Annotated in this window: 15 protein-coding genes; 8 read left to right on the forward strand and 7 right to left on the reverse strand. The window is 59.9% G+C overall.

Annotation, left to right across the window (positions count from 1 at the left end; translation table 11 throughout):
- Positions 1-4: 4 nt before the first annotated feature.
- From speB to HJB91_RS23095, 5 genes are all read right to left on the reverse strand, one after another.
- Entirely contained in the window at positions 5-967 is a 963-nt protein-coding gene (gene speB, locus HJB91_RS23075) for an agmatinase (protein ID WP_221155960.1), read from the reverse strand.
- Positions 968-1,188: 221 nt separating this feature from the next.
- Positions 1,189-2,379 carry a CmlA/FloR family chloramphenicol efflux MFS transporter gene (gene cml, locus HJB91_RS23080; RefSeq protein ID WP_221155961.1) on the reverse strand — a complete coding sequence of 397 codons (1,191 nt, stop codon included), beginning with the start codon at positions 2,377-2,379 and terminating at the stop codon, positions 1,189-1,191.
- A 307-nt stretch (positions 2,380-2,686) separates the two neighbouring features.
- Positions 2,687-3,154, reverse strand: a complete 468-nt coding sequence (gene rpsI / locus HJB91_RS23085; RefSeq protein WP_221155962.1) for a 30S ribosomal protein S9 — start codon at positions 3,152-3,154, stop codon at positions 2,687-2,689.
- A gap of 2 nt (positions 3,155-3,156) precedes the next feature.
- A complete protein-coding gene (gene rplM / locus HJB91_RS23090; protein ID WP_012483399.1) occupies positions 3,157-3,621 on the reverse strand; it encodes a 50S ribosomal protein L13 in 465 nt (154 codons plus the stop codon).
- 269 nt (positions 3,622-3,890) lie between these two features.
- A complete protein-coding gene (locus tag HJB91_RS23095) occupies positions 3,891-4,790 on the reverse strand; it encodes a LysR family transcriptional regulator (protein WP_221147482.1) in 900 nt (299 codons plus the stop codon).
- A 72-nt stretch (positions 4,791-4,862) separates the two neighbouring features.
- Between HJB91_RS23095 and HJB91_RS23100 the strand changes: the two genes are divergently transcribed.
- Together HJB91_RS23100 and HJB91_RS23105 are read left to right on the forward strand one after the other, a co-directional pair.
- Positions 4,863-5,093, forward strand: coding sequence for a DUF1127 domain-containing protein (locus HJB91_RS23100; RefSeq protein ID WP_210628317.1), 231 nt, complete (start codon positions 4,863-4,865; stop codon positions 5,091-5,093).
- A gap of 82 nt (positions 5,094-5,175) precedes the next feature.
- The gene (locus HJB91_RS23105; protein ID WP_221147480.1) at positions 5,176-6,003 is read left to right on the forward strand and encodes an enoyl-CoA hydratase; all 828 of its coding nucleotides are present in this window, start codon (positions 5,176-5,178) and stop codon (positions 6,001-6,003) included.
- Here HJB91_RS23105 and HJB91_RS23110 read toward each other — a convergent pair whose 3' ends face one another.
- Positions 6,004-6,840: an EamA family transporter gene (locus tag HJB91_RS23110; RefSeq protein ID WP_210628316.1), complete on the reverse strand. Its 837-nt coding sequence runs from the start codon at positions 6,838-6,840 to the stop codon at positions 6,004-6,006.
- 473 nt (positions 6,841-7,313) lie between these two features.
- Positions 7,314-7,637: a hypothetical protein gene (locus HJB91_RS23115; protein WP_210628315.1), complete on the reverse strand. Its 324-nt coding sequence runs from the start codon at positions 7,635-7,637 to the stop codon at positions 7,314-7,316.
- 117 nt (positions 7,638-7,754) lie between these two features.
- On the opposite strand from HJB91_RS23115, the gene HJB91_RS23120 reads away from it, so the two are divergent.
- The 6 genes from HJB91_RS23120 to HJB91_RS23145 all read left to right on the forward strand — a co-directional run bounded on the left by HJB91_RS23120 (position 7,755) and on the right by HJB91_RS23145 (position 11,892).
- Positions 7,755-8,183: a CoA-binding protein gene (locus tag HJB91_RS23120; protein WP_221147478.1), complete on the forward strand. Its 429-nt coding sequence runs from the start codon at positions 7,755-7,757 to the stop codon at positions 8,181-8,183.
- 119 nt (positions 8,184-8,302) lie between these two features.
- The gene (locus HJB91_RS23125; protein WP_210628313.1) at positions 8,303-9,586 is read left to right on the forward strand and encodes an O-acetylhomoserine aminocarboxypropyltransferase; all 1,284 of its coding nucleotides are present in this window, start codon (positions 8,303-8,305) and stop codon (positions 9,584-9,586) included.
- Between the two features lie 78 nt (positions 9,587-9,664).
- Positions 9,665-10,210, forward strand: a complete 546-nt coding sequence (locus HJB91_RS23130) for an AAA family ATPase (protein ID WP_259672828.1) — start codon at positions 9,665-9,667, stop codon at positions 10,208-10,210.
- A 94-nt stretch (positions 10,211-10,304) separates the two neighbouring features.
- Positions 10,305-10,682 carry a glyoxalase/bleomycin resistance/extradiol dioxygenase family protein gene (locus tag HJB91_RS23135; protein ID WP_210631650.1) on the forward strand — a complete coding sequence of 126 codons (378 nt, stop codon included), beginning with the start codon at positions 10,305-10,307 and terminating at the stop codon, positions 10,680-10,682.
- A gap of 289 nt (positions 10,683-10,971) precedes the next feature.
- The gene (locus HJB91_RS23140) at positions 10,972-11,283 is read left to right on the forward strand and encodes a DUF982 domain-containing protein (RefSeq protein WP_210628311.1); all 312 of its coding nucleotides are present in this window, start codon (positions 10,972-10,974) and stop codon (positions 11,281-11,283) included.
- A gap of 258 nt (positions 11,284-11,541) precedes the next feature.
- A complete protein-coding gene (locus HJB91_RS23145) occupies positions 11,542-11,892 on the forward strand; it encodes a cupin domain-containing protein (protein ID WP_210628310.1) in 351 nt (116 codons plus the stop codon).
- Positions 11,893-12,018 lie beyond the last annotated feature (126 nt).

Consider the following 12,018-nt stretch of genomic DNA (forward strand, 5'->3'; position numbering starts at 1 on the left):
TAAATCAGCCTTGTGAGGCCGCAATGGCGCGTCGCTCGGCATGAAGGCCAAGCATATACATTGCCACCGTTGCCCCCGCAATGGCGGTGATATCGGCATGGTCGTAGGGCGGCGACACTTCGACCACGTCGGCGCCGCGGATATCGAGCTGGTGCAGGCGCTGCAGCACCGAGAGGATTTTGGCGCTCGACGGTCCGCCGGCAACTGGCGTGCCGGTACCTGGCGCAAAGGCCGGATCCAGGCAATCGATATCGAAGGTGAGATAGGCAGGGGCGCCGCGCGTATGAGAGATGATCGCCGAGGCGATGTCGCCGGCATTCATGTCTTCGACCTGATGACCATAGAGAATATTGAGGCCGCAATCCTCCGGCGCATGGGTGCGGATGCCGATCTGGATCGAGCGGTCAGGATCGATGATACCTTCGCGCACGGCCCGCGCCACGAAGGAGCCGTGGTCGATGCGCCGCTCTTCGTCGAACCAGGTATCCTGGTGAGCGTCGAACTGCACGAGTGCGAGAGGCCCGTGTTTTGCCGCATGGGCTTTCAGCAGCGGCCATGTGACGTAGTGATCGCCGCCGAGCGTCAGCAGAAAGGCGCCGCTGTCGAGGATCGCGTTGGCCTGGCGTTCGATGGCACCAGGTGTGTCCTGATGATTGCCGTAGTCGAGCAGGCAATCGCCATAGTCGATCACCGCCATGTCGGCAAACAGGTCGCGGTTGAAGGGATATTGCGCATCATTGTCGAATATCGCCGAGGCACGCCGGATCGCCTGCGGGCCGAAGCGCGTGCCCGGCCTGTTCGATGTGGCGGCATCGAAGGGGATGCCCCAGACGGCGACATCGACGCCGGCAAGCTCCTTGGTGAAGCGGCGGCGCATGAAGGACAGCGCGCCGGCAAAGGTCGGGTCGCTGGCGGCGGAGGTGAGGCTGATCGCCGTGAAGGCGTGATCAATGGTCTTGTTCGCCAAGGGGGGGCTCCTTCTCTGTGGGCGCCAACGTAGTCGCGTTCGATGTCGACCTTATATTGCCTGGCCACCGTCACGACCAAACCGCCTGATCCTGCCCTGAAAGGAACTGATGTTCGGTTCGGGGCAGGTAAGGGGTAGGCGAGGTGCGCCGAGATTTCAAGCGATGCCTCGCTTGACGGCCGCTCTGCGTTTTAAGCTGCCGCCATTCCGTGGCAAATTCCTCAGGCGGCCTTCCGCGCTAGCTGACGCAATCCGGCCAACGTTATCAGCGCTGCCGCGCCGGTATAGGCAGCGAGTGGCCAGGCTGTGTTCCCGTCGAGCAGAACCACGAACAATGTGCCTGCAACAGCGACCAGCAGGCTTTCGACACAGAAGTAGAGCGCCACGGCTGTTCCCGCGGTATCGCCGAAAGCCGCAAGCGCACCATTTGCCGTGACGGCTGTCGCAAAGACAATGCCGATCGCGATGATCCACATCGGCAGGATGAGGCCGATAAGGGGTGCCTGCAGAAACATCTCTCCCATAGCAAGCGTTACCGCGCCGACAAGCAGCAACGTCATGCCTCTTGCGAGGCTGCCTGTGATGCCCCAGCGTGTGACGAAGCGCTTGGCAAAACGCGCCGTCACGATCATCACCAAGGCCACCGAGGCAAAGATGAAGCTGAAGGTGATGCCGGAAAAGCCGGCCCGATCGATCAGGATACGGGGTGCGGTCGAGAAGAAGACGAAGAAGGCTCCCATCGCCGCGCTGAAACCGGTCGTGTAGATCCAGAAGGGCAGGCTCGCGAGGATCGGGCGTATGGCGATGGTTGTCGTCGCCGCAGCGGGGCGGGTTTCATGCCACCGCATGCCGGCATTGAGAATGGCAACGATCGAAAGCAGGCCGATGACGAGAAAGATGGCTCGCCACCCATAGTGGTCGGCAATCACCGCGCCGACGACCGGCCCGAACGCAGGCACAAGCGATAGCAGCGAACCGAGCAGGCTATAGATCACGCTGCTTTCCGGCCGTTCGGCGTAGACGTCGCGCACTGTTGCGAAGGTGGCGACAAGAGCCGCCGAGGCGCCGATCGCCTGCAACAATCGCAAGGCCACGAAGAGAAGTGCGGATGAGGCCCCGGCAAGCAGAAAGGACGCAAGGGCAAAGAGTGCCGCCCCGCCGATCAGCACGGGCCGTCGCCCGACGATATCGGAGATCGGACCAAAGACAATCTGGCCGACGCCGAGCACAAGCATGTAGAGGCTGAGGGTCAACTGGATGACTTCAGGCGAGGTGCCAAGTGCCTGGGGCATCGTCGGCACGACCGGGAGATAGATGTCCATGGCAAGCGACGCCAGGACGTCGAAAGGGGCGATCAGCAACAAGCTTGCCGGCACGGAGTAATTCCACGACGGAATTTTCGGATAAGACATGGGTAAGGTCCGCTCAAATGATTTTCATTCGGCGGCGATCTGTCTTTCATCAGTATCGGATTTGCTGGACAGATGCCGCAACAACAGCGCAAAGTTGTTGCGGCTTAGTTGTCTGCGGACTTGGTTGTTCCCATGATGCGACCTTGATTGCCGCTCCGCTCGTTCGCGAAGCGTTTTGTCGGATTTTTACCAGCAGAACCGGAGTGCGGCAATGGCGACCGGCAGGCGCTTCCCGGGATTCATCAAACACCCAAAGAAAAAGGCCGGGTTTTCCCGGCCTTTCGCAAATTCCGTCTGTCCGAAGCGATTAACGCTTGGAGAACTGGAACGAGCGGCGGGCCTTTGCCTTGCCGTACTTCTTGCGTTCGACGACGCGGCTGTCGCGGGTCAGGAAGCCGCCCTTCTTCAGCACCGAGCGCAGGCCCGGTTCGAAGTAGGTCAGCGCCTTGGACAGGCCGTGGCGAACGGCGCCGGCCTGGCCGGAGAGGCCGCCGCCGGCAACGGTTGCGACGATGTCGAACTGGCCGTCACGGGCAGCCGCGACGATCGGCTGGCGCAGGATCATCTGCAGCACCGGACGCGCGAAATATTCCGCGAATTCCCTGCCGTTGACGATGATCTTGCCGGAGCCCGGCTTGACCCAGACGCGGGCAACGGCGTTCTTGCGCTTGCCGGTGGCGTAGGAGCGGCCGAGCGAATCGACCTTGCGGACGTGGGCCGGAGCAGCAGCTTCGGAAGCCGTGCCGAGATCCTTCAGGGAGGAGAGGTCAGCCATGATCAGGCGCTCCTTACGTTCTTTTTGTTGAGCGCGGCAACGTCGAGGGCGACCGGCTGCTGGGCTTCATGGGGATGGTTGGAGCCGGCGTAGACGCGCAGGTTCTTCATCTGGCGACGGCCGAGCGGGCCGCGCGGAACCATGCGTTCGACGGCCTTTTCGAGGACGCGCTCCGGGAAGCGGCCTTCGATGATCTGGCGTGCGGTGCGTTCCTTGATGCCGCCGGCATAACCGGTGTGCCAGTAGTAGACCTTGTCGGAATACTTCTTGCCGGTGAAAACGACCTTGTCGGCATTGATGACGATGACGTTGTCGCCGTCGTCAACGTGGGGTGTGAAGGTTGCCTTGTGCTTGCCGCGCAGGCGCATAGCGATGATGGAAGCGAGACGGCCAACGACCAGCCCTTCGGCGTCGATGATCACCCACTTCTTCTCCACCTCTGCAGGCTTCTGTGAGAAGGTTGCCATGTGAATACTCTCTTTTAGGACCCTTGGCCCGAGGGCTTTAAGGGCGTTTCTTGTTGCTTGGATTGGCAAGCGCGAACCTGCCAAAAAGAAAGCAGCCCGGACAGGCTGCGTTCTGGCGCGGTGTATAAAGGCAATGTGACACCGGGTCAATATCGGCTTTCGCGACGGACGGAAAAAAGTACAAATGAAAACAAATGGTTATAAGTGTGGTGTTGTGATACCCCACAATCGAACTGAATATTTGCCCCGCCGTCGGTCGAAAACCATCGCTAATCCTCAAAAGCGCGCAGGCATTTTATCATTTCCCGAAGGCCGCGTGTCAGATGTTTGTCCCGGCGAAGAACCATGCCAAGGCGGCGTGTCAGCTTCGGCCGCAGCGACGATGCCGTCAGGAGACCGGCGCGGTCGCGCTTCACCGCCAACCCCGGCAGGATCGACCAGCCGAGTCCCACGGCCACCAGTTCCTTGATCGCCTCAATACTGCCGAACTCCATCGCCGGTCGGATCCTGGTGCCCGGGGCTGCCAGCCAGGCGTCGATTGCCCGTCTCGTATTGCCGCCCTCATATAGTAGCAGCGTCCTGTCGCGCATGAAGGCGGCGTCCGGTCCACCCTTGGGCACGGGGCTGCCCGCGGGGGCGACAGCCAGCAATTCCTCCTCGAAAAAGGGTTCGATCTCGAAGTTCCGTCCCGATGCCGGCAGGGCCACGACGGCGATGTCGAGACTGTTGGCTTCCAGATCGCGCAGAATATCGTCGGCATTGCCGATCGAGACGGTGATTTCGAGGCCGGGCATGGACTTCCGGGCGGCGGAGATGGCGCGCGGAAGCAGATGGATCGATGCCGTGCCGCCGCTGCCGATGCGCACACGGCCGCTGGCGCCATCCCTGTGGGGCATCATCGCTTCTTCCGCCGCGGCTGCCTCCTGAAGCAGACGCCTTGCATGCGAAAGCAGGTCGATGCCCGCCGCCGTCGGTTGCGCCCGCCGTCCGACGCGCTCGATCAGCCTGACGCCGAGCCGCTGTTCGAGCCCCTTGATCTGCAGGCTGACGGCCGGCTGCGTCACGCCTTCCTTGTCGGCCGCAGCCGTAAAGCTCCCGAGGTCGGCGACATTGATGAAGGTTGCGAGTTGGTCGAGATTGAGAGCCATTCCAAAGAAATCCTTATGCATATAATAATATCCATAAGCTTTTTTCGCGGCACCTTCCATCGCATCTTTCGTCCATCAGGAAAGGATGAAGAGATGACTATAGAATTCGACGAAAGCTTGGAGATACCGCTGAGCGCCCTTCGGCTGAAACATCGTGAGACGGCGCGTTGGAGCAGGCGGCTGCTGGTAGCCGTCGAGTGTCGGCTCGAAAAGCGCCGCAGCCGCCGCAAGCTGTCGGAACTCACCGATGACGAGCTACGCGATATCGGTCTGACCCCTGCGCAGGCGAGGGCGGAGAGATCGAAATCATGGTTCTGGTTTTGACCGCGACGGCGGATCCTGCTCGAAATTGGCGGCGCCTTGTGGCAGAACGAATGTGTGAAAATCGAGTGCAGGGAGCAGCATCATGGCCGAAATCGTATCCTTCCGAAAGGAAGCGGACAGGACGGATGGATTGTTGCTCCGCTCGTTGCGCGACGGCGTGCTGCGGCTCGTGCTTAACGACCCGCCGGCCAATGTGCTTTCGATCGCGCTTCTCGAAGCGCTGATGGCTGAGCTCGAAAAGGCGCAGGCCGATTTGGATGTGCGCGTCATCGTCATCGCCTCCACCGGCGTCGTCTTTTCCGCCGGCCATGACCTCAAGGAACTCACGGCCCATCGCGTTGACGAAGATCAGGGCGCCGCTTTTTTCGAGAAAAGCTTCCGGCTCTGCGCCGATTTGATGCTGAAGATCGCGCATCTGCCAAAACCTGTTATCGCCGAGGTCGATGGGCTTGCAACGGCTGCGGGCTGTCAGCTCGTCGCCTCGTGCGATCTGGCGATCTGCACCGACACTTCGACGTTCTGCACGCCGGGTGTCAATATCGGCCTGTTCTGTTCGACGCCAATGGTGGCCGTTTCCCGTGCCGCGCACCGTAAGCAGGCTATGGAGATGCTCTTGACCGGTGAGACGATCGACGCCTCGACCGCCAAGGATTTCGGCCTCGTCAACCGCATCGTGCCGAAGCAGTATCTGGCGCAGGTCGTTTCCAAATATGCCGCCGTGATTGCCGGCAAATCGCCACTGATCCTGAAAATTGGCAAGGAAGCGTTTTATGGGCAGCTCGAACTACCAGTGGAGGCGGCCTATGATTATGCCGCCAAGGTGATGGTGGACAACATGCTGACGCAGGACGCGCAGGAAGGGATCGGCGCCTTTCTCGGCAAGCGCAAGCCGGAATGGAAGGGCGAATGATCAGGCGAGTTTCAGAACCAGCACGCCGATCGCGATGACGACGCCAGCGACGTAACGCCAGATGCCGGCTTTTTCCTTGAATACGACAACCGAGAGCACCAGGGCAAAGAGGATCGAAGTTTCCCGCAGTGCAGCAACGGTCGCCACCGGCGCCTTCGTCATCGCCCAAAGTGCCAGTCCATAGGATGCAATTGATCCCGCGCCGCCGATCAGGCCGCGCCACCAGTTGCGGCGAACGTGACGCAGCACCGTCAAGCTGCCGCGCTGCGACGCCGCCCAGGCAAGTAGCAGTATCGGCGGCAGCAGCGACATCCACAACGTATAGGAAACCGCATTGCCTGAAAGACGAGCGCCGATGCCGTCAACATAAGTGTAGCTGGCGATGACGAAAGCATTGGCAATGGAGAAGGCGACCGCGTGGCCGCTGCTGCGCCGAGCCTCCAAGGCGAGCGTCAGGACGCCGGCTGAAATCGTCATGGTGCCGGCAAGAGCGGCGCCGGAAAGATTTTCGCGCAGGACGACACCGCTTGTCGCGGCGACCAGCAACGGCGCGCAACCACGCATCAGCGGATAGACGAGGCCGATATCACCGGCTCGGTAGGCGGCGGCAACCAGCTGGAAATAGGCGAACTGCAGGATGGCCGAGGCGCCGATGAACGGCCAGGCTGCGCTCTGCGGCAACGGCAGAAATGCCAGAAACGGCAGCGCGGACACCGCGCCGCCGGCCGAAATCAACGCCGCATCCAGGGATTTGTCGCTTCCCGCTTTGACGATCGCGTTCCATGTCGCATGCAGCAACGCACCGAACAGAACGAGCAGGATGACGTCGAGAGGCAAGGGATAAATCCGGTGCTGCGGAGGAAGGCGAAGCGCCTCGCCCCGACGGGGCAGAATTCTGGAAAGACAACTGATATTTGCACGAAAATGCATTGCCGCGGTCGCGGATGCGTTTTCGGTTCCCATAGCATCCTTTCAATATGCAGACAATGTCGGGCTCTGACGACAAGTTTTACGTGCGCGCGATATGCGTTCAATCCAGGCGATCTTCTCAACTATGAGATGTTTCTAATGGACGAGAGAACATATATGGCTCTTACGGAGAACATAAGGGGAAAAATGCTGGGGGAAATCCGAAGCGGATCTTTCTATGCTGCTGAAATACAGATATTATTCTATAACTTTGATATACACAAAAAAGAAGCTTCAGATTGTATAATCTAGGGGAAATCGCAGCGCGCGATTGAGCTCAAAGCTTGTTTGCAAGCAGAGAAGGCGAACGGCGGCCGGGAGGAGGCGTGACGGCGGCAACGTCAGAGCTGATGATTCGGAATGAAGAGCATCCCGTCAAGGTTGTCTAGGTTTTGGCAGTTCAGAACCGGGCAGCGGGGATCGTCCTTTGACGGGATATGGGTCCACTCCGCATAATCGGTTGCGTCACAATAATTGCTGTTGCGGACGTAGCGATCATAAAGCGGTAGCCCGCGGGGAGATTGGTAGCGGAAGATGACGGCGCCCTGATTGTGGATGGCCGCCCGCACGCTGGCGCAGCTCATGGTGAGCGGGTTGTAGCGCGAAATCGCCGCTGCGGGTGACGCGGCGAGCACAAGCGTGAGGGCAAGAGCAATATTTCTCATTGAATCATCCTCAGAGCCATTCAACTCCTATATACGCAAAACACGTGCAGCCGGTTTTGTCGACATGCCAAAAAATGCCGGCGGGCTCAAAGGCATTCCCGGAATGGAGAAATGGAAATGGATCATGACGCCTACACGGATGATTATCTCACCGGAATCCTGCAATCGGTAAAGACCATCGCCCTGACCGGTGCCTCGCCCAATCCGGCGCGGCCGAGCAACGGCGTCATGGGCTATCTGCTGTCGCGCGGCTATGAGGTCATACCCGTCAATCCGGGGCAGGCGGGCAAACAGATCCAAGGCCGCACCGTCTATGCCCGGCTTGCCGACGTTCCGGTGCCGATCGATATGGTCGACGTCTTTCGCGCCGCCGAATATCTCGATGGGGTCGTTAACGAGGCGTTGGCGCTGAGGCCGCTACCGAAGGTCATCTGGGCTCAGCTTGGCGTCCGCGACGATGCCGCGGCGGCAAAAGCGGAGGCTGCCGGCATTAGAGTGGTGATGAACCGTTGCCCGGCGATCGAATATCCCCGTCTCATTGCCTGAGCAGGGCTGCCCTGAGAGGGATTTTCCATCGAACGCCCAAGGGTTGAAACGGATCGCGATTAACTTTCGTCGGCGACAAGCTATGATCCTGCCTCGTGATCAACAATTCGGAGGGCGACATGGCCAAGAACGATCCTGGATTCAACACCTTGGCGATCCACGCAGGCGCACAGCCCGACCCAGCGACCGGCGCACGGGTGACGCCGATCTACCAGACGACCGCTTTCGTCTTCAACGATTCCGACCATGCCGCCGCCCTCTTCGGCCTGCAGGCCTTCGGTAATATTTACACCCGCATCATGAACCCGACGCAGGCCGTGCTCGAGGAACGCGTCGCCGCGCTCGAGGGCGGTACGGCGGCCCTTGCCGTCGCCTCCGGCCACGCGGCGCAGATGATCGTCTTCCACACCATCATGCGCCCGGGCGAAAATTTTATCGCCGCCCGCAAGCTCTATGGCGGCTCGATCAATCAGTTCGGCCATGCTTTCGAGAATTTCGGCTGGCAGGTGCGCTGGGCCGATTCCGCCGATCCGGCGAGCTTCGAAAGCCAGATCGACGACAAGACCCGCGGCATCTTCATCGAAAGCCTTGCCAATCCGGGCGGCACTTTCGTCGATATCGCCGCTATTGCCGACGTCGCTCATCGCCACGGCCTGCCGCTGATCGTCGACAACACGATGGCAACACCCTATCTCATCCGTCCGATCGAGCACGGCGCCGATATCGTCGTGCACTCGCTGACGAAATTTCTCGGCGGCCACGGCAACTCCATGGGCGGCCTTATCGTCGACGGCGGCACCTTCGACTGGTCGAAGTCAGGCAATTACCCGATGCTGTCTAGCCCGCGACCGGAATATAACGGCATGGTGCTGCACGCGACTTTCGGCAATTTCGCCTTTGCGATCGCTGCCCGCGTGCTCGGCCTGCGCGACCTCGGCCCGGCGATTTCGCCCTTCAATGCCTTCCTGATTCTGACCGGCATCGAGACGCTGCCGCTCAGAATGCAGCGCCACAGCGACAATGCCATCGCTGTCGCCCGGTGGCTGAAGGCGCACAGCAAGATCGCTTGGGTGAATTATGCCGGCCTTGAAGACGATCCGAACCATGCCCTGCAGCAGCGTTATTCGCCGAAGGGCGCAGGCTCCGTCTTCACCTTCGGCATCCGGGGCGGTTATGAGGCTGGCAAGACTCTGGTCGAAGGACTTGAGCTCTTCTCCCATCTGGCCAATATCGGCGACACCCGCTCGCTCGTCATTCATCCGGCCTCGACGACGCACCGGCAACTGAGCGACGAGCAGAAAATCGCCGCCGGCGCCGGACCCGACGTGGTGCGGCTTTCCATCGGCATCGAGGACGTTAACGACATCATCGCCGATCTTGAGCAGGCGCTCTCGAAGATCTGATTGTCCTTCGCAGCAAACGTTGTAATTTCGCAGACGATCATTGTCGAAATACAACCAGCGCCGCCTTGCGGATGCCTTATGCTGGCCGCCATTGCGGGAACATTCATGCCACTCGTCATTCTCACCGGCGCATCGGGAGCCGGGAAAACTACCATTGCTGAGGCTGTCGGACGCCGGCACGGGCAGGAGATCGAAGTCTTTTACAAGGACAGCATCGGCGTTCCGCCTATGCAAGAGATGGTTGACCAATTCGGCTCCGTCGAAGAATGGCAGAGAGCGGCCACTTTCGCATGGATATCGCGACTGTCGCCGCTCCTGGCAGAAGGACGTAGCGTCCTGTTCGAGGGGCAGTCGCGTTTTTCCTTTCTGGCCGAAGCTGCCGAACGTGCCGGGATCGGTTCGCATTCCTGCCTCCTGATCGATTGCGACGACGACACCCGAGCCCGGCGCCTTTCGATTGATCGAGGCCAGCCTGAGTTGGCAAATCCGGATATGATGAACTGGGCCGCCTTCCTACGGCACGAAGCAGCGACATACGGATGCGAAATTCTCGACACATCGAAGCTGACGGTGGAACAGGGAATTGAACGAGTCCTTCGCGAATTGCGGCGGCAGCGTGTTTGATCCGGACCAAGCAGTTGAAGTTTGGCCGTTCCAGTGCGGCGGTTCGTCCGCTTGTTCTGGTAAAAGCATAGAATTCGCGCAGAGGGAGGCGCAGTTGCACCTGACGTTGGAGTTGTTTGTCCAAACGCCCCGGACATCGATTGATTTCTATCAGCGAGTCCTGGGCTTTGAAGTCGAGGGCTCGACGAGCACGGAATATGCGATGTTGAGAAACGGCGACGCCGCCATCGCGATCAATTCGCGAAGCGTCCTTTCGAGCGATCATCCGTTACGCGGCGAAATTGGCGACAGGGTCGGCCTCGGCGTCGAGATCGTCCTGAAAGTCGCTGATGTCGAGGATGCCTATCGCAAGGCGGACGAGAGCGGCTGGCCACTTTCCGCCCTCGCCGTGCAGCCTTGGGGACTGCGTGACTTTCGCCTTATCGATCCCGACGGCTATTATGTCAGAGTGACCAGTACCCACACGCACTGACAGGTCCATGATGGCGGCCATGGGCTTCGTGCCAAACGCTGAGCGGCTGCACTTCGGTGGCGACCGGTTGCAAATCGGTCGTATCAATTGCTGTCCTCGTAATCAGCGCGACCCATATCGCCGGGCCTCAGGACGCCCGGACAGGAGGTCCCTGAGCCCCTTTCTTTAGTCTCCGCTACTTCACGTTGAAGCAGTTTTATTGCTCAGTTTTCAATTCCAAATTTCAGAAAACAAGCGTATGTTGCGCGGTTAGGATTGCAGTAACCATGCCTTTGAGGGGTCGGGGACGATGTGCTGGAATACATCATCGGCATTCACGCCGGTCGCGCTTGCTTTGCGCGGTCCGGCAACACGCAAGATCGTCCGGACGCTCGGCGATGCGGCGCATCTCCTGATCAACGATTGGCCTTCTGATGACGGCGAGGAATACGTCGCTGCCGTAAAAGCCTGTGTCGATGCAATTACCGGGAAAATTAGCCCGGAACGATTCCGCGAGGCGCTTCTGCTTGCAGCCGATGAAGCGGGTATCGCTGCTCTGACAGTCGTCCCCGTCGGAGTGACAGAGCGGCGACCGGACCTGCGTTCGGCCGCGCCAAGATAGCCCCTATTTCAAGCGGCTCCTTATCAGCCTGGCATTGCGTCAGATGCGGCCGCGGCCAAGGCAGGCAAAACTCTCACAAACTGAAAGCACCACCGACAATTCTAACCGCCACCTTCACAAATGTCGCTCAAGATGATGGGAGAAGGGGCTCCTGGAGGTTCCCAAGCGCGGTCAATGCCCTGTGAGACGAGAGACAAATTTCAAACAATCGCGCGCAGACCCTTGCCGCAAACGACACTGACAGCGGAGAGGTCCACGATGGTTGCGGCGAATTTCATCACCTTCAACATCGACAACGTCGAACCCGAGTTCGGCGCGCCGGAGCCCGCTCGGATCATCTCCGGTGATCCGCAATTTCGCACCTGGAATCTGGAGGAGGGCGACGGCGGCCTCTATTCCGGGATCTGGGAGGCGACACCCGGCAAGTGGCGGATCGTTTACGAGGAGTGGGAATATTTCAGCCTGCTGTCAGGCCATTCGATCGTCACGGAGGACGGCGGTGAGCCGGTCCACCTGAGGGAGGGCGACCGAATGATCTTGAGGCCCGGCTTCAAGGGAACCTGGGAAGTCGTTGAAACGACTCGCAAGGACTATGTGATCAAGGTCTGAACAGCGGCTGCGAGCCGGCTTTGGCGATGGCGGTCTGTCCCGGTTTGCGGCGATTATGATCCGTTTCCCCCGAAATAACCGCCTCTCTTTCACGGATAGAGGGCATTTGATCTTTCCCATTAACGA

Source organism: Rhizobium sp. NLR10b (assembly GCF_019685435.1).
Lineage (GTDB): Bacteria > Pseudomonadota > Alphaproteobacteria > Rhizobiales > Rhizobiaceae > Rhizobium.